This window comes from Marinifilum sp., from assembly GCF_965230805.1.
In the GTDB taxonomy this organism is placed as follows: domain Bacteria; phylum Bacteroidota; class Bacteroidia; order Bacteroidales; family Marinifilaceae; genus Marinifilum.
In genome coordinates, this window is record NZ_OZ246019.1 from 4,541,267 (window position 1) to 4,557,606 (window position 16,340).

The following is a 16,340-nucleotide window of genomic DNA, read 5'->3' on the forward strand; positions in this document are numbered from 1 at the left end:
ATTCCGTGTTAATTAAAACAAAAAATAATGAATACTAATACATTAAACAAAGAACCGGATGTACAATTGCGTTCTGAAATGCTTCCTGAGGTTAAAAGTTATTATGGTGTAAGCCAACAATGGAAAACTGCAATATCTAATGTTTCGGTATTAGGGCGCGGACATTTAAAGTGTAAAATTACTCGGCCTGACAGCGGAAGTGCAAAAGGAGGGTATGTGTATTTATACAAGGATGAAATAGGAGGCGTACCAGTTGTAAGAGAGTACTTTGCAGGTCAGCAAAGTGGATATTTTGAAATTAAAAGTGATAATATAGATTTGTATAATGGGCACTATGTATTAGCCTATGGTCCACATTTCTCCGATGATGTGAACATTCTTGCGTCTACAGTTCAGTTGGATAATGGTTTTGCATATAATTTGGAGTCTTGTCTTTGCAGCCCAATAAGTGCTTCAATTAATGAAGCTACTTGCTATTACGTATTTGCAAGCAACGTGCTTGGATTTAGCCATTATGATTCATGGGTACAGATTCGTGAAGGAAGTGTATTTGGAGAAGGTACTATTATTGCACAAACTTCAATTCCTAAAACATCCAACAGAAAAGGAACAAAAGTTATTGAAGCTACACTTCGATATGGGCATACATATAATGTTTGCATTAACCTTTATTCATCTGTAAGACCTGTAGCAGGATATAGTTTTACAATGGAAGAATAATACAAGTATTAATATGAAATAAAAATGTATAATAACTAAATAGAATTAAAGGTTTTCTTAGAACAAGAAAGCCTTTATTTTTAATCAGTATAGATATATTCCTCAAAAAAATATTTCCTCGAAGTTAATATTTGGAATTCTATTCTCTTTAATAACAGGAACTTCAATAATAGAACAATCAAAGTTCATTTTCTTTAGATAATATTCAAACACTTTTATTGAATCCTTCAAAATAATTTCGCTATCTGCAGGAAAATGATTGTATATTAAACCTTGCAAAGGAATTTCTCTCCTTTGCAATACTTCCAAGCTCAAAAGAGTGTGGTTAATACTTCCCAATTTAGATGAGCTGACCAAAATAGTAGGATACTTTTTTTCTTCAAGATAGTCTAACAATGAATGTTCAAGGGTAATTGGAACATTTAGACCGCCAACCCCTTCCAAAAGAATATGGTCGTAATTCTTCTGTAATGTTTTCGTTGAATGTTCAATTTTTCCCAGATTGATTGTTTTGTTCTGCATTTCCGCTGCCAGATGTGGAGAAGCAGGGTAGTTGAAAACATATGGACACGTGGTACCATCTTTATCAACATCCAATAATTCAATTCCCATTATCTTACGATGAGTTTGAATATCTTCGGAAATACCAACACAGCCAGTTTGTGCGAACTTTTGAGTGACAACCTTTACTTTCCTATTTAGTAAGTATTTGGCCATTAATCCGGTAGCAAATGTTTTTCCAGCGTCGGTATCAATGCCGGCAATAAAATATATTGACATGTAAACTTATTTTTTTGGTTTTGCAATAAAATAAATTGGCTGATAGGTAAGTGGCACTCCTAATTCAGTTCCAAATAAATCGTCATAATCTTCTTCAAACCTTTGTAAATAACCCTTAGTCCATACTTTGCTTGATATACCATTTACACCTGTTTGTTTCATATGCTTTAATACTGCAAAAGGATTTGAAAAATACCTGGTAATATTTTCTTTATCGCACCATAAAATCTCAAACTTTTTGGATAACATTCTTTCATGTTTTGCAAAGGACAAATAATTAAGACCATTGCCTTCCAAATCTCTTATTTCTCGAAAATTGTCTGGTCCAAAAGAACTAAAAACAAGTAAAGATTCTGGCAATAAAACATCATAAACTTTAGAAAGAAAACTCTCCAAGTCGCTAAACCACTGGAATGTAGAGCTGGAAATTACAAGGTCTAAATTCTCTGGAAGATCGTGGCTTTCAATGTCTCCACCAAAAAAATGAATACTTGAATCAATTCTTTGCAATATTTCTTTGTACTCCAATACTATATCATTGGCATGGTATATATCTGCCTGAAAATGAGCGAAAAACTTATCTGTTAGAACAGCAGGTCCACAACCAATTTCAAGTACATTCTTAAAATGGCCGTCTTTAATCCTCAAAAGCTCATTAATTAACCTCGAAGCAATGGCCTCCTGAACAATGGCATGTTTACGATAGGTTTCTATGCTTTTTACAAAGCTCTTATGTATGATATCCTTATTAATTCCTTGGTTTTCCACAACTTAAATCCTCAATGATCTCATCCCACGAATTCCATTTGTCAAAACAATAATGAGGATAATCTCTTTCTATACATTCAACATTACTATTCCAAGCATATTTCTGATTACTAAGTGTAAAGATCAAATCCTGTTTTCCAATTAAGGCACTACAAAAAATCGACCAGTCAACAAAGTGAGTCTGAATTATTGATTGCAATTCAACAAGTTCAGCATATTGATCACTCAAGTCTCTTTTGGGCAAATTTGCCTTGAAGTGTTGATATGCTGATTTTCCACCACACATCCTCATCCAGAACTTTTCTAGATTCTTCTCATCCAAACTTAAAACTGTTCCTTGAAAAACATTAGGTGGTATACCTTTTAAATTGTCAATTGGATACGTTGTTCCATTAATTGCGATGATATTAGCAAATGCCCCCTTAAGATCTTTTAATAACAAGTTGGCAATATAAACTCCCAATGACCAAGCAATCAAATTAATGCTATTGTAGTCTGCAAAAAGTTGTTCAATTTCCTTTGGCAACAAGATATCTCGGTAATCGTAACACATCATCACATCATATTCGTCACTTGGTAAATGAGAAAAAGGGGAGTCATCAAAGCTCCATCCATTAAAAAATAGGATGCATTCCTTCTTCGAATTCTTGTGTATCCACTTAGTTTTCATTGCAAAATTCTTTAATTAATATTGGCAAATCCTCTATCTCTTCCCAAGTCATATCAGCACAAACCGATAAACGTAGCCTTGAAGTGCCAACAGGAACTGTGGGTGGCCTAATTGGAAAAATTAAAAAACCTTTTCGCTGCAAATAATCAGCTAATTTTACACATTTTTGACTATCGCCAATTATTACCGGTATAATATTAGAGTTACCATCGGTCTTGATATTAAAATCCTTAAGTTTATTCCTTAGCTTTTCAGCCAATGACATCAAATGCTCTCTCTCCATGCGCATTTTTATAATTGTACGTAGCATGATGTAATTCCAGCTAATTACGATAGGAGGTAAAGCTGTGGTGAATATTAAGGATCTCATTTTATTGATCAGATACTTTTTAATGATTGAATCACAGATCACAAAAGCCCCTATTGAATTCATCGCTTTACCAAATGTACCTACCAATAAATCAACTTCTTGAATCAAGCCCTTTTCTTCTGCTAATCCAAGACCCTTCAGTCCTCTTACACCTAAGGCATGTGCTTCATCTAAATATAGGAAGCAGTTGTATTTCTTCTTTAATTGAACCAGAATTTGCAAATCAGCTTCATCACCATCCATGCTAAAAACAGATTCACTTACAATAAAAACACGATCATACTGCTCACGTTTATTTTGAAGAATATCCTCTAAGTGTTTATAATTTAGATGCTTGAATCGAGTATATTCAGCTTTCGACAAACGAATACCGTCAATAATGCTAGCATGATTTAACTTATCGGATAGAATTAAATCGCCTTTTCCGCTTAATGCTGATAGTATTCCAATATTGGCGTGATAGCCTGAATTGAAAAACAAGGCGGAATTCTCATAGAGTTCTTCCAACTCTTTCTCCAAAAGATCATATTCCTTAAAATTCCCAGTCAGAAGTCTAGAAGAACCGGAGCCAAAAGAATTTCCTTTAGGTCTTGGTATGTTTTTTTTGCTTACACCCAAATAATCATTAGAAGATAAATTGACTTTACAATCAAGATTCGAGATGTTTTTTAGAGATCTTAAGTTCCCAGTACTCTCTAATTTTTCTAATTCTTCCAGATATTTCTTAACCAAATCATTCATCTAATAATTAAACCATTTTAATTACAGAAACTAACTGTTTGCATAAAAATAACAGATCTTTATCACTAATAATAAACGGAGGCATTACATATACATTTTTACCAAAAGGGCGCACCCAAATGCCTTGATCAACAAATTTTTTCTGCATTGATTTAATATCAACAGGGTCTTTCATTTCAATTACACCAATGGCGCCCAATATACGAACATCCTCCACATTATTAAAGTGCCTAGCCGCAATTAATTCCTGCTTTAACATGGTTTCAATACGACTTACCTTATCCTGCCAATTATCGTTTAATAGTAAAGAAATACTGGCAATTCCAACCGCACAAGACATAGGGTTTCCCATAAATGTAGGCCCATGCATAAAGCTGCCCGGCCTACCATTTGAAATGCCTTCACTTACTTTTAAGTTTGTTACGGTAGCTGCAAAAGACATATAACCGCCAGTGATTGCCTTGCCGACGACCATAATATCCGGCTCGATATCTGTATATTCGCATGCGAACATTTTGCCAGTTCGACCAAATCCAGTGGCAATCTCATCAAATATTAATAAAATGTCATATTCATCGCAAATATTCCTTAACTGATTAAGGTATTCAGGATGGTAAAATCTCATACCACCAGCCCCTTGGACTATAGGCTCTAGAATAACTGCGGTAAGTTCCTCATGATGCATTTTAATCATATCCTTCATTGGAGAAAACGATTGATCATCCCATACATCATGAAATTTGCAAGAAGGTGCTTCTACAAAAAAATTAATCGGCAAAACACCACTGAATATTTCATGCATACCTGTAACAGGGTCGCATACAGACATCGCATTGAACGTATCTCCATGGTAGCCAGATCGAATGGTAAGAAACTTATTCTTTTTATAGTTATTTGTAGTAAATCGGTATTGCAAAGCCATTTTCATCGCAACCTCAACAGCTACAGACCCCGAATCACAGAAAAACACTTTCTCCATTGAAGGAGGTGTAATTTCAACCAATAATTTTGCTAAATCTACAGCTGGTTGATGCGTAATGCCACCAAACATTACATGTGACATCTTTTTCAGCTGCCTCTCAACAGCCGCATTTAGTACAGGATGATTATAACCATGCACAGCACACCACCATGAAGACATACCATCAATCAACTCTTGTCCGTTTTCTAATTTCAACTTCACACCGTCTGCCGAAACAACAGGGTATACTGGCAAAGGGTCTTTCATCGAAGTATATGGATGCCAAATATGCTTTCTATCAAAATTAAGGTCAATAGTACCTTGTTTACTCATACAAACAAAATTCTTTTAATTTTTGGCGTAAAGCTATGATTTCTTAGGCTATGAGAGTAAGATTTGTGCATATTTTTATAACATATAGGACTAACACTTTATATATCAAAGCTATAAAAACATTAAATGTATATCTAATATACAATTATTGATAAAACAAATTATGAATTATTTATCTTAAACAGTTCTATAACACGAACAGTTAATGACAATTAGATGTTATTAAGTACTAAAACCTGTTAATGATAGACTAAGAACAACTATTTTATTTGAATAAAGAAATAAATGTACTTTCTTTGTATCGGATTATCAGGAAAATCTATTGAAACAAATACTTAAAAAAGATATTATGACTATTGCAAAAGATAAAATGGTATCAGTAATTTACGAATTAAAAACTGATCCAACTGGTGAGATTATTGAAAAAGCAGTTGCTGAAACTCCATTAACTTTCTTGTGTGGAGCAGGTCAAATGCTTGAGAAATTCGAAGCAAACTTAATGGGATTAAAAGAAGGTGAAACTTTCGATTTTAAATTAGAGACTCTAGAAGCATATGGTGAAGCCTCAGAACAAGCTGTTATCGATCTTCCTAAGAACATTTTCGAAGTAAACGGCGAATTCGATTCAGAAATGATTAAAGAAGGAAACGTTGTTCCAATGCAAGACAGTTCTGGTCGTAGAATGAACGGTATTGTTTTGGAAGTTGCTGATGCAACGATAAAAATGGACTTTAATCACCCATTGGCTGGCGACGATCTTTATTTCAAAGGTGAAGTTATTGAAGTTAGAGATGCCACTGGCGAAGAAAAGCAAGCGGCTTACGCTCCACAAGGTGGATGTGGTAGCGGAAGCTGCGGAAGTGGTTGCTCATGTTAATAGCAAAAACATACAAAACTCATCAAACCCGAAAACCAATGGTTTTCGGGTTTTGTTTTTATAATGCTTACAATTACCTTTAATGCTTTGTAAAAAATTAGGTATGTGGAAAAGATTACCCCTTTATGGGAAAATACTAATCGGAATGGCATTTGGTATATTTACTGGAATGTTAGCCGTTTATTTTGAGTTTAATAAATTCACCTCAGATTGGATAAAACCTTGGGGTGTTATCTTCTTGAACCTGTTAAAATTAATAGCGGTTCCGTTAATATTTGTTTCGCTCGTTAAAGGCATTTCAAGTCTTTCTAACATCTCAAAACTTTCGCGCATAGGTATTAAAACCATATCGCTTTACGTAATATCTACAGTAATTGCAGTAAGCTTTGGGCTTCTTCTTGTTAATAATTTTGAACCAGGAAACGCTTTCCCAGAACATAAAAAACTGGAACTTCAAGAAAGATATGGCTCAGCAATAAGTCTGAAGAAAAATCAAGCAGATCATATAACGGAAGAATCACCTCTTCAATTTCTGGTTGATATGGTTCCTGACAATTTCTTTAAGGCAGCTACTGATAATAGTAAAATGTTACAAATTATCTTTTTTGCAATTCTTTTCGGTATTGCCATGGTAATTCTTGAAGAGAAGAAGGTAAAAGTAGTAAAAGATTTTTTCGATGGGATAGATGCCATAATTCTCAAAACTATAGACATCATTATGTTGTTCGCACCATATGGCGTTTTTGCACTTATTGCCGGACTAATAGTCGATTTTTCAGGTGATGCAGATCTTTTTGCGGCCTTGGCGTGGTATGCGCTTACCGTTTTATCTGGTTTATTTGTCATGATCTTCCTAATTTATCCATTATTTCTTCGAATTTTCACACCAATCAAATACACCGATTTTTACAAATCAATTTCTCCCGCACAATTACTAGCATTTTCAACCAGTTCAAGTGCTGCGACACTTCCCCTTACTTTAGAATGTGTCGAAAATAAAATGGGAGTTTCCAACGAAGTGGCAAGCTTTGTTCTTCCTGTAGGTGTTACCATTAATATGGACGGTACAAGTTGCTATCAGGCAATAGCAGCCGTTTTTATTGCACAAGTATTTGGTGTTTCATTGGATATCTACGATCAATTACTAATTGTATTGACAGCCACTTTAGCATCAATTGGTACCCCTGGTGTTCCCGGTGGAAGTATTGTTATGCTGATTATTGTACTTACATCGGTTGGCATACCAATAGAAGGTCTGGCACTAATTCTTGGCATTGATAGGCCTTTGGATATGCTTAGAACTGTGGTAAATGTAACTGGCGATGCTACCGTTTCAACAATTGTTGCCAAAACCGAGGGAAAACTAAACTATCCACCTCAAGCAATGGAAAGAAAAGTAAAATCGTAATTCACAATTAGATTAGGTGTTTCCATATGGATTATCTATTTTTTGTTTAAACTTTTTTCTTATTTAATGAACAAAAATTAATTGTATTTGTTTCCTGATTGAACCATTAAAAAAAATGACATGAATTTCAGGAATTACAAATTTAGCTTAGGATTATTTCTCCTAATGATCGCAGGACTTATAAATGTTTCTTGCGAGGATGATGACGACATGCCAGATGAAATGCCAATGGAAAAAAATATCGTTGAAACCGTTGTTGGCAATAATAACTTCTCTATTTTAGCTACCGCTTTAACCAAGGCAGAACTTATAACTGCCTTAAATGGAGATGAACCATTAACAGTATTTGGTCCCACAAACGAAGCTTTCGAACAGTTATTCGATGACTTGGAAATTTCAGGTATTGATGATCTGAGTGCCGAAGTTCTTTCTCCAATCTTATTATATCACGTTTTGGGTTTTCAGGCTAAGTCAAGCGATTTAAGCGATGGTTATGTGGAAACCCTTAGTAAATTTAAACAAAGCGATTTTGGCATTAACCTTTTAATTGATCTTGATTCAGGTGTTGAATTAAATGGAAGTGCCGATGTCACAACAGCGGACGTAATGACAACTAATGGAGTAATCCATATCATCGACGAGGTATTGCTCCCACCAGACGTGGTAGATATTGCCATAGATAACGGAAACTTCTCTCATTTAGTGAAAGCAGTTATCAAAGCAGATTTGGTAGATGCCCTTAAAGCTGAAGGACCATTTACAATCTTTGCTCCTACGGATGCAGCTTTTGAAGCTTTGTTCGATGAACTTGAAATTAGTGGAATTGATGATTTAACCGCTGAGGACCTTACTCCAATTCTAACACATCATGTTGTATCAGGTAATGTACGGGCAGCAGATGTGATCACAGGAAGCGTACCAACCTTAAACACTGAAGCAGATATTGAGATTGATGCAGGTGAAAGCGGAGTAATTTTGAATGGATTAAGCAAGGTAATTCTAACAGATGTTCAAGGATTCAACGGTGTTGTCCACGTTATTGACAAGGTTTTGATTCCAAATTCAGAAGAAGAACCTAAATCAATTACTGATATTGCTTCAGCAAATTCAGATTTTACCAGTTTGGTTGCCGCTCTGTCAAAAGCTGATTTGGTAGAAACGATGAGTGGTGAAGGGAGTTTTACTGTTTTTGCTCCTACTAATAAAGCATTTCAAGACTTATTTGAAGATCTTGATGTAACTGGAATTGAAGATCTTTCAAAAGAAACTTTAAATCAAGTCCTTTTGTATCATGTTCTTGGCAATAAAGTAATGTCAGGTGACATCACCTCCGGATATGCAGAAACTCTAGCAACCAATAGTCCTGATATGGATCCTGTTACATTAAGAATTGATCTGATGGATGGAGTGAAATTAAATAAAGAATCCAAGGTAATTACTGCCGACATAGAAGCTTTCAATGGTGTAATTCATATTATCGACAAGGTACTTTTTCCACCCAATTTAGTGGATATTGCCATTGCAAATGACAACTTCGAACACTTGGTAGCAGCGGTAGTTAAAGCAGATCTTTCAGAAACCTTAAGTGGAGACGGACCATTTACTATTTTTGCTCCTACAGATGAAGCTTTTGAAACTTTATTCGAAGAATTAGAAGTGGACGGAATAGATGATTTAAGCGCTGAGACTTTGATTCCAATCTTGAAATACCACGTTGTTTCAGGTAATGTAAGATCCGATCAGGTTTCAACCGGAATGGTAGCAACGTTAAACGAAGGCAACAGCCTTGATTTTGACACAAGTTCAGGAGTAAGTATCAATGGAAATACGAAAGTAACAGCTACTGATATTCAGGGAACAAACGGTGTAATTCATGTAATCGATAAAGTTTTAATACCTTAATAAACTCTAAATTTCATACTAAAACCTACACTTTTGTGTAGGTTTTAAATTTTTTGATTAGTTTTAATAACTTCTTTAAAAGTAGGCTTGAAATCTTCCCACCAAATTAAAAGATATGAGTAAATATTCCATAAAAGACTTAGAAAAAATTACAGGTGTAAAAGCTCACACTATTAGAATATGGGAGAGAAGGTATGGTATCATTCAACCGGAAAGAAGCAAAACTAATATTCGTTCTTACTCGGATCATGATCTTCGAAAACTACTGAACATTTCAATGCTTAATTCATCAGGAATTAAGATATCTAATCTTGCTAAATTGAGCAGCATCGACCTTGAAGCAAAAATATTAGAGCTATCAAGATCCAATAAAAACATTGGTTTTCATATCGAAAAACTAACATTGGCAACTGTTAATTTTAACGAAGAATTGTTTGAATCCATTTTGTCAAAGTGCGTACTGGAAAGTGGCATGGAATCAACCATAACAGAAGTGCTTTACCCTTTTTTTGAAAGAATTGGAATACTTTGGCAAGTCGGTTCAATCAATCCTGCTCAAGAACACTTCATTTCAAATTTGATCAGGCAAAAATTATTTGCTTCAATTGATTCTCTTTCTGGAAGATCAGTTGAAGGCGCTTCCAAAGTATTGATATATCTAAAAGAAAACGAACTGCATGAAGTTGGTATTTTGTTTTACAATTACATTTTAAGAAAAAACGGATTTAGCACGCTTTACTTAGGGCAACATCTACCATTTAAGGATTTGGTAATTGCAGTAAATGATTATAATCCAGATTATATTTTTAGCTCTTTTATATCACCAATTAATGTGGAAAATATTAATAACTACCTATTAAACATGGAGAGGTCATTTAAGGATAGAGCTGTATTAATTACAGGCTTACAATTAAAGCAAGATGGAGTGGAAGTCCCTAATTCTCTTCAACTTATTACATCTATACAAAAATTCAAAGATCTTCTGCAATTGAAATAATAAAAGACACTTTTGTCTTATTTAGACATCCCGAATAAAATCCCCAAAAACCCTCACGTATAGAGCCTTGTAGGCTTTTTTTATTTAGAATGATTCCTTTCTTAAGCACCTCAGCTGACGAATGTATTGCGTTTTGTCTAACTTTTTAGTAATTTAATTAGACAAAACAAAAAAAAGGAATAATATCATGACTACTATAGAATTCAATAATACGATAGTTAACCTAGAAGAGCAACTTAGAGTTTATGCTTACCGATTAACGAACAATAGAGAAGATGCATTGGACTTGTGTCAAGAAACTGTATTAAAGGCCTTCATGTACAAAGCAAAGTTTAGCCATAACAATCTTAAGGCATGGCTTTATACAATCATGAAAAACCTATTCATTAATGCTTATAGAAAAAGGATAAAGCAACGAGAATGGATGAAACATGAAACAAATCAAAACTTTGGGAAAGTAAATGTGAGTTTCGATAATCCTTATTCTACACAAAATTACAAGGATATCATGAAGGAACTGGACAAATTGGAGGATTCCTTGCGAACACCTTTCAAAATGTTCTTAGATGGCTTTAAATACCGAGAAATAGCAGAACACACAAATCTTCCAATAGGTACGATAAAGAGTAGAATATTTCAGGGTCGTAAAATTTTATCAAAACATTTGGCTGATTATTCATAAAATCTAATTTAACGTGAGTTCGACGTAAAATTCGTTCACAGTTTGATCTGATTTTGAGTAGAAATTTTATCAAATTTTCGAAGGAATATCGGGATATTTCAAGAAGATTTGAGGAGATTTATGCCGAAAGCAGGCAAACACATAATGGAAAGTTCTCTTTACGACATCTTCACATTAAAAATTCCTCAAAATAGCCCGCTATTCTTTCCAAATTTTTAATGCAAATCTATGCCAAATATAACTTTCTGCGAATAGAATTTTACGTCGAACTCACGTTAATTTAAGTTTTACACATTTTTAAATGATAAATTAATTGGGGTTTATTAACTTTGCCAGCGTAAAGAGGGTATAAATCCCGGTTAATTCATCAAAAACACAATTAAGATGGCTAGTAGAAGACGCTTAAAAAAAGACATTGATTATCTTTGCTTTGAAGTTATTTCGGACTGTTATAACTACAATTATCTGCACCCCGAAAACAAAGAACAGGTAATGGATATCATTAAGGACACCATTGTTGCGAGAAATAATTTAGTTGCCAGAGTAAACCATCCTGATGGAAAAGATAATCCTAAAATGGTAAAAGCATACTATAAATCTATTTTTACAGACTTAATAAAAAATATAGACGAATCGTTTACACGCTTAAGCTCCTTAATAAAGGAAAAATAATTTCCGAATTAAATATTTTAATAGCTTTGCAAAATGCAAAGCTTTTTTTATGCCTTCCGAAAAAACTGTTCATATTAAAGATATAGGTGAGTTGTCTCTGAGAAAAGATAAGCGATTCAAACGCTTATCAATTCGTATGGCACCTACAAAAGGCATATGGATTAACCTTCCGTATGGTATAACCGAAGATGAAGCCATTCAGTTTGCACTTAAAAATAAAAGCTGGATCATCCAAGCAAAGCAAAAGAAGGAAGAGAAGGAAAATCAACAGACCAGATTCACTCCAGATTCTGTGTTCAGAACAAAGTATCATGAATTAAGAATTAGATCTGCGGCCACAAACGCTTATTCTTCAAGCTTAAACAACGGGTTCCTTGAAGTAAATTATCCGCATGGCATGGACGTGACCAGTGAAGAAATTCAACAGTTCATCCGTACTTCAATTGTTGAAACTTTGCGGCGAGAAGCCAAATATTATCTCCCTAAAAGAATAGATTATTTGGCTAAAAAACATGGATTTACCTACACATCCTTGCAGATTAAAAACACCAAAAGCAGGTGGGGATCCTGCTCGCATGACAATAAAATCAACCTAAGTTTACATTTAATGAGATTGCCGGAAGAACTTTCTGATATGGTAATACTGCATGAATTGTGTCATACAAAAGTTAAGAATCATTCGAGCAGTTTTTGGGAACTTCTAGCCAGGCATTGCCCAAATCTTGATGTGAAAAAAAATCAAATCAAGAATTACTCCATAAACATTATTTAGATGAGCAAGGAAACATATATCGTCATTGGTCTTTGTATCTTCGCTTTATTGTTGGGCGCTCGCATAAAGAATGTCATAAAATCAAAGGCGAAGAATCATAAACAAAGTAAGAGGAAATCTAAATCAAAACAAACAGCTCTTTCGTCAGCTCAAATCAAACTACGCCGCATATTTACTATTGCAATGCTAATCGTGGTGTTTGGACTTTTAATATTCATGATTCCTGCATTGTCAAGAGATGTTTTAACTTCTAATGGTAATGTAAACGAAAACCTTATTCTTAGGATATTAATTGTGGGATTTGCAATTTATATTCTATTTATGGGATATTTGAAGATAAGAAAGTCTAAATAAACTCTTTTTTGTCTATGTCGACTAGAATCATTTTTTTTCATCATCTCATTCCGACTCCTTATCTCACACACTTTCTGATCGTTAAAGTGTTTTTTACTGTAAATTAAGCTCCTGAGAATGTAATATTTGTAAACAGACTATAGAATGAGCTTAGAATACTCAACAAATTAGATCCACTAAGTCACAAAAATCAATTTTTAAACACTTCAAAGTTTACATTACTGAATTAACTCTGTAAAATTCAAATCTATTATTGATTTACATTTATAAATTCGATTTTCTTCGATTTTGTTGCCTTATGTAACTAGAATTTGATTATTACCGTATACATTGATGTAGTTATGATTTTACCAAATGTAACAAGTTGTAAGTGCTTACATTAGCTACTATTCGATAATTACATTCGTAATAAAATACAAAACTACATCAATTATAGTTCTGATATTCATATATTTAGTGTGGTAGTTCTAAAGTTCTACTTAATAGGTTTTGTTTACACTTATACACAAATAGGGGTTTCGAGCCTTATAAATGTAAATTTCAATGATATATATAGCTTGTTTTCTGATCTTTAGGAGATTTAATTTACCTCTTAGTTTAATCAAATTCCTAAATTATACCTGTTGCAAGACAGGTCATCCTAGTATATTTGTAAATTACCTTTGTAACCTAGATGCATCAGTCTAGTTTATAAGCTATTTAAGTTGTTTTAATTGCTTTTCCTCTAAGCAATGAACCTTGATTGCAATTTATAAGCACATCTGAATCTACATAAGGATAGATTTAATATCCACTAAATGGCTTAGGATAAAAGAACTTAGTATGATTACTTTTGTAAATCACCTAAGTAAATTGCCAATTGTGATCACTATTCATGAATTTACATCAGTAAATCACATAAGTGAAATGTCTTTCTCTTAAGAATTTGTCTTTTGTGAATTTTATTTTACCTTTGTATCGATATAGATAATTAACATCTGTAAAACACTAAAACATGAAAGATAGAATCGTTCAATTAATAAACAGTGAAGGTTTAAGCTCTTCAAAGTTTGCGGATACAATTGGAGTGCAACGCTCTAGTATATCTCACATACTATCCGGAAGAAACAAACCAAGTCTTGATTTTGTGCAGAAAATAAGACGTTCCTTTCCTCATGTAAACATTGACTGGATTATATTTGGCGAAGGTGAAATGTATAAAAGCAAGGAAACACCCAATCTTTTCGAAAAGGATATCATACAGTTCGAAAAGGAAGATGACAGGCCTAATGTTACAGTACAACCTCCTAAATTAAAGAAGGAACCTGCTTCAAAACCAGTGAATCAGCCCGAATCTTTCCCGGAAATGAATACTTTTGTTCCTGGCAAACAAATTGAAAAAGTTGTTGTGTTTTATACGGATAAAACTTTTAGAGAATACACCCCATCTTAATAAACTGTTCGAATTTATTTTTCGGTTTTAATAGATACAAAAAGAAGGGTAACAAGGCAGATTCTATTCAAATAGAGTTTGATTCGATCAAGTTAGGCTTCACTTTTTCTTTATAAAAAAGCTGAAGGATAAATTTTAAACAGTTTCTAAGCATTTTTTAAATTACCTTTGCCTGGATTTATTCTTAACAGATATAATATTGCTAGGCACCATGAAAAAATTAGTACAAGACTTTGAAGTACTACGAAAAAAAGAGCTAAACGAGGATCATTTTGTGCTGGATGTAAAGGCATTAGAGCCACTTCCTAAAATACAACCGGGACAATTTGTAAACGTTTTGGTAAAAGATTCAAACACCACTTTTCTTAGGAGACCATTATCCATCCATTTTGTAGATTATGAGCTTAATACGATCAGCTTATACATCAAAAAGATCGGTGATGGAACCAAAAAATTAGGTGAATTAAAGGAAGGTGACACATTAAACATTGTTTACCCACTTGGTAATCAATATTCCATTCCAAATAAGGCCAATACCCTACTTGTTGGAGGTGGTTGTGGTGTAGCACCCCTGCTATACCTTGCCAAACACCTTAGCGAAGCAGGAAACAATGTAACTACACTACTGGGGATACGCACAGAAAAAGATGCAGTAGAACTTGATGCTTATAAAGAATACGGCAACATTCTGCTTACAACAGAAGATGGCTCTTTGGGCGAAAAAGGATATCCAACCCAACATTCCATTCTCGAAAAAGAGAAATTTGATTACGTATTTACATGTGGCCCTGAGCCTATGATGAAGGCCGTAGCTGCCTATTCTGCAGAAAGGAACATTCCATGCGAAGTGTCGCTCGAAAACACAATGGCATGTGGATTTGGAGCATGCTTGTGCTGCGTAACCGAAACAACAGAAGGTAATAAATGTACTTGTACCGAAGGACCGGTATTCAATATAAACGATCTGAAATGGTAAATTTAGGAGTAAAACTTAAAGATCTAAGCTTAAAAAACCCAGTGATGACTGCTTCGGGAACCTTCGGGTTTGGTGAAGAGTTCGAAGATTTTATTGATTTAAGCAACTTAGGCGGTATTTTGGTAAAAGGTACCACCAGACATCACAGAGAAGGAAATCCTTACCCTAGAATGGCTGAAACGCCTTTAGGAATGCTAAATGCTGTGGGATTACAAAATAAAGGAGTAGAAAACTTCTGCAATGAAATTTATCCGCGAATTAAACACTACGATACCAATATTCTTGTAAACGTTTCAGGTTCGGTAATTGAAGATTACGTGGAAACAGCTGCCATGATTAACGAACTGGATCAAATTCCGGCAATTGAGTTGAATATTTCTTGCCCGAATGTGAAAGAAGGTGGAATGGCATTTGGAACCAGCAGTGAATCCGCAGCTTCCGTGGTGAAAGAGGTTCGAAAAGTGTATAAAAAACACTTAATGGTGAAATTATCGCCTAATGTTACGGATATATGCGAAATTGCTAAGACTGTTGAAGCCGAAGGCGCAGACTCCGTGTCGCTTATCAATACCTTATTGGGGATGGCCATTGATGCTGAAACCAGAAAACCATTGCTATCAACCGTTACAGGAGGTTTATCGGGTCCTGCAGTTAAGCCGGTTGCCTTAAGAATGGTTTGGCAGGTGTTTAATGCTGTTAAGATTCCAATTGTAGGTTTAGGCGGTATTATGAATGCAAAAGATGCCATTGAGTTTATTCTTGCTGGTGCTACTGCAATTCAGATCGGGACAGCGAATTTTATTGATCCACAGATTACAGAAAAGGTAGTTGTTGGTATCGAAGACTACATGAAGCGCCATAACATTCAAGATATCAATGAATTAATTGGAGCTTTGCAAGTTCAGTAATTCAAGCTTTCTAATTA

At 34.4% G+C, this 16,340-nt stretch carries 17 protein-coding genes; 12 read left to right on the forward strand and 5 right to left on the reverse strand.

Features of this window, described 5'->3' with window-relative positions; genetic code table 11:
- The first annotated feature begins 27 nt into the window (after positions 1 to 27).
- Complete coding sequence (locus ACO05S_RS17675; RefSeq protein WP_421919343.1) at positions 28 to 720, forward strand: hypothetical protein; 693 nt, start codon at positions 28 to 30, stop codon at positions 718 to 720.
- Positions 721 to 822: 102 nt separating this feature from the next.
- On the opposite strand, the gene bioD is transcribed toward ACO05S_RS17675, so the two are convergent.
- From bioD to bioA, 5 genes are read right to left on the reverse strand one after another with little or no spacing between them, the layout of a single operon-like run.
- Complete coding sequence (gene bioD / locus ACO05S_RS17680; protein WP_421919344.1) at positions 823 to 1,500, reverse strand: dethiobiotin synthase; 678 nt, start codon at positions 1,498 to 1,500, stop codon at positions 823 to 825.
- Between the two features lie 6 nt (positions 1,501 to 1,506).
- Positions 1,507 to 2,268 (reverse strand): malonyl-ACP O-methyltransferase BioC, encoded by a 762-nt coding sequence (gene bioC, locus ACO05S_RS17685; protein WP_421919345.1) that lies wholly within the window; start codon positions 2,266 to 2,268, stop codon positions 1,507 to 1,509.
- A complete protein-coding gene (locus tag ACO05S_RS17690) occupies positions 2,249 to 2,938 on the reverse strand; it encodes a DUF452 family protein (protein ID WP_421919346.1) in 690 nt (229 codons plus the stop codon). The genes bioC and ACO05S_RS17690 overlap by 20 nt, the downstream gene beginning before the upstream one ends.
- Entirely contained in the window at positions 2,928 to 4,049 is a 1,122-nt protein-coding gene (locus ACO05S_RS17695; protein ID WP_421919347.1) for an aminotransferase class I/II-fold pyridoxal phosphate-dependent enzyme, read from the reverse strand. The genes ACO05S_RS17690 and ACO05S_RS17695 overlap by 11 nt, the downstream gene beginning before the upstream one ends.
- Before the next feature lie 7 nt (positions 4,050 to 4,056).
- Positions 4,057 to 5,343, reverse strand: coding sequence for an adenosylmethionine--8-amino-7-oxononanoate transaminase (gene bioA / locus ACO05S_RS17700; RefSeq protein ID WP_421919348.1), 1,287 nt, complete (start codon positions 5,341 to 5,343; stop codon positions 4,057 to 4,059).
- Between the two features lie 349 nt (positions 5,344 to 5,692).
- On the opposite strand from bioA, the gene ACO05S_RS17705 reads away from it, so the two are divergent.
- The 11 genes from ACO05S_RS17705 (at position 5,693) to ACO05S_RS17755 (ending at position 16,323) form a co-directional block, all read left to right on the forward strand.
- The gene (locus tag ACO05S_RS17705) at positions 5,693 to 6,220 is read left to right on the forward strand and encodes an FKBP-type peptidyl-prolyl cis-trans isomerase (protein ID WP_421919349.1); all 528 of its coding nucleotides are present in this window, start codon (positions 5,693 to 5,695) and stop codon (positions 6,218 to 6,220) included.
- Positions 6,221 to 6,323: 103 nt separating this feature from the next.
- A complete protein-coding gene (locus tag ACO05S_RS17710; RefSeq protein WP_421919350.1) occupies positions 6,324 to 7,628 on the forward strand; it encodes a dicarboxylate/amino acid:cation symporter in 1,305 nt (434 codons plus the stop codon).
- Between the two features lie 120 nt (positions 7,629 to 7,748).
- Positions 7,749 to 9,530 (forward strand): fasciclin domain-containing protein, encoded by a 1,782-nt coding sequence (locus ACO05S_RS17715; RefSeq protein WP_421919351.1) that lies wholly within the window; start codon positions 7,749 to 7,751, stop codon positions 9,528 to 9,530.
- 115 nt (positions 9,531 to 9,645) lie between these two features.
- Positions 9,646 to 10,527: a MerR family transcriptional regulator gene (locus ACO05S_RS17720; RefSeq protein WP_421919352.1), complete on the forward strand. Its 882-nt coding sequence runs from the start codon at positions 9,646 to 9,648 to the stop codon at positions 10,525 to 10,527.
- Between the two features lie 187 nt (positions 10,528 to 10,714).
- Positions 10,715 to 11,209 (forward strand): RNA polymerase sigma factor, encoded by a 495-nt coding sequence (locus ACO05S_RS17725; RefSeq protein WP_421919353.1) that lies wholly within the window; start codon positions 10,715 to 10,717, stop codon positions 11,207 to 11,209.
- Between the two features lie 384 nt (positions 11,210 to 11,593).
- Positions 11,594 to 11,881, forward strand: a complete 288-nt coding sequence (locus ACO05S_RS17730; protein WP_421919354.1) for a hypothetical protein — start codon at positions 11,594 to 11,596, stop codon at positions 11,879 to 11,881.
- Between the two features lie 49 nt (positions 11,882 to 11,930).
- The gene (locus tag ACO05S_RS17735; RefSeq protein WP_421919355.1) at positions 11,931 to 12,653 is read left to right on the forward strand and encodes a M48 family metallopeptidase; all 723 of its coding nucleotides are present in this window, start codon (positions 11,931 to 11,933) and stop codon (positions 12,651 to 12,653) included.
- Positions 12,654 to 13,007, forward strand: a complete 354-nt coding sequence (locus ACO05S_RS17740) for a hypothetical protein (RefSeq protein WP_421919356.1) — start codon at positions 12,654 to 12,656, stop codon at positions 13,005 to 13,007.
- A gap of 994 nt (positions 13,008 to 14,001) precedes the next feature.
- Positions 14,002 to 14,439 carry a helix-turn-helix transcriptional regulator gene (locus ACO05S_RS17745; RefSeq protein ID WP_421919357.1) on the forward strand — a complete coding sequence of 146 codons (438 nt, stop codon included), beginning with the start codon at positions 14,002 to 14,004 and terminating at the stop codon, positions 14,437 to 14,439.
- 211 nt (positions 14,440 to 14,650) lie between these two features.
- Positions 14,651 to 15,415, forward strand: a complete 765-nt coding sequence (locus ACO05S_RS17750) for a dihydroorotate dehydrogenase electron transfer subunit (protein WP_421919358.1) — start codon at positions 14,651 to 14,653, stop codon at positions 15,413 to 15,415.
- Positions 15,409 to 16,323: a dihydroorotate dehydrogenase gene (locus ACO05S_RS17755; RefSeq protein ID WP_421919359.1), complete on the forward strand. Its 915-nt coding sequence runs from the start codon at positions 15,409 to 15,411 to the stop codon at positions 16,321 to 16,323. Before ACO05S_RS17750 ends, ACO05S_RS17755 begins: the two co-directional genes overlap by 7 nt.
- The last annotated feature ends 17 nt before the right edge of the window (positions 16,324 to 16,340 follow it).

What these genes read in the sequence shown, in the direction of transcription:
- ACO05S_RS17675 (WP_421919343.1), top strand. Translation starts at nt 28, where the DNA reads ATGAATACTAATACATTAAACAAAGAACCGGATGTACAATTGCGTTCT.
- bioD (WP_421919344.1), bottom strand. Translation starts at nt 1,500, where the DNA reads ATGTCAATATATTTTATTGCCGGCATTGATACCGACGCTGGAAAAACA.
- ACO05S_RS17690 (WP_421919346.1), bottom strand. Translation starts at nt 2,938, where the DNA reads ATGAAAACTAAGTGGATACACAAGAATTCGAAGAAGGAATGCATCCTA.
- ACO05S_RS17695 (WP_421919347.1), bottom strand. Translation starts at nt 4,049, where the DNA reads ATGAATGATTTGGTTAAGAAATATCTGGAAGAATTAGAAAAATTAGAG.
- bioA (WP_421919348.1), bottom strand. Translation starts at nt 5,343, where the DNA reads ATGAGTAAACAAGGTACTATTGACCTTAATTTTGATAGAAAGCATATT.
- ACO05S_RS17705 (WP_421919349.1), top strand. Translation starts at nt 5,693, where the DNA reads ATGACTATTGCAAAAGATAAAATGGTATCAGTAATTTACGAATTAAAA.
- ACO05S_RS17710 (WP_421919350.1), top strand. Translation starts at nt 6,324, where the DNA reads ATGTGGAAAAGATTACCCCTTTATGGGAAAATACTAATCGGAATGGCA.
- ACO05S_RS17715 (WP_421919351.1), top strand. Translation starts at nt 7,749, where the DNA reads ATGAATTTCAGGAATTACAAATTTAGCTTAGGATTATTTCTCCTAATG.
- ACO05S_RS17720 (WP_421919352.1), top strand. Translation starts at nt 9,646, where the DNA reads ATGAGTAAATATTCCATAAAAGACTTAGAAAAAATTACAGGTGTAAAA.
- ACO05S_RS17725 (WP_421919353.1), top strand. Translation starts at nt 10,715, where the DNA reads ATGACTACTATAGAATTCAATAATACGATAGTTAACCTAGAAGAGCAA.
- ACO05S_RS17730 (WP_421919354.1), top strand. Translation starts at nt 11,594, where the DNA reads ATGGCTAGTAGAAGACGCTTAAAAAAAGACATTGATTATCTTTGCTTT.
- ACO05S_RS17735 (WP_421919355.1), top strand. Translation starts at nt 11,931, where the DNA reads ATGCCTTCCGAAAAAACTGTTCATATTAAAGATATAGGTGAGTTGTCT.
- ACO05S_RS17740 (WP_421919356.1), top strand. Translation starts at nt 12,654, where the DNA reads ATGAGCAAGGAAACATATATCGTCATTGGTCTTTGTATCTTCGCTTTA.
- ACO05S_RS17745 (WP_421919357.1), top strand. Translation starts at nt 14,002, where the DNA reads ATGAAAGATAGAATCGTTCAATTAATAAACAGTGAAGGTTTAAGCTCT.
- ACO05S_RS17750 (WP_421919358.1), top strand. Translation starts at nt 14,651, where the DNA reads ATGAAAAAATTAGTACAAGACTTTGAAGTACTACGAAAAAAAGAGCTA.
- ACO05S_RS17755 (WP_421919359.1), top strand. Translation starts at nt 15,409, where the DNA reads ATGGTAAATTTAGGAGTAAAACTTAAAGATCTAAGCTTAAAAAACCCA.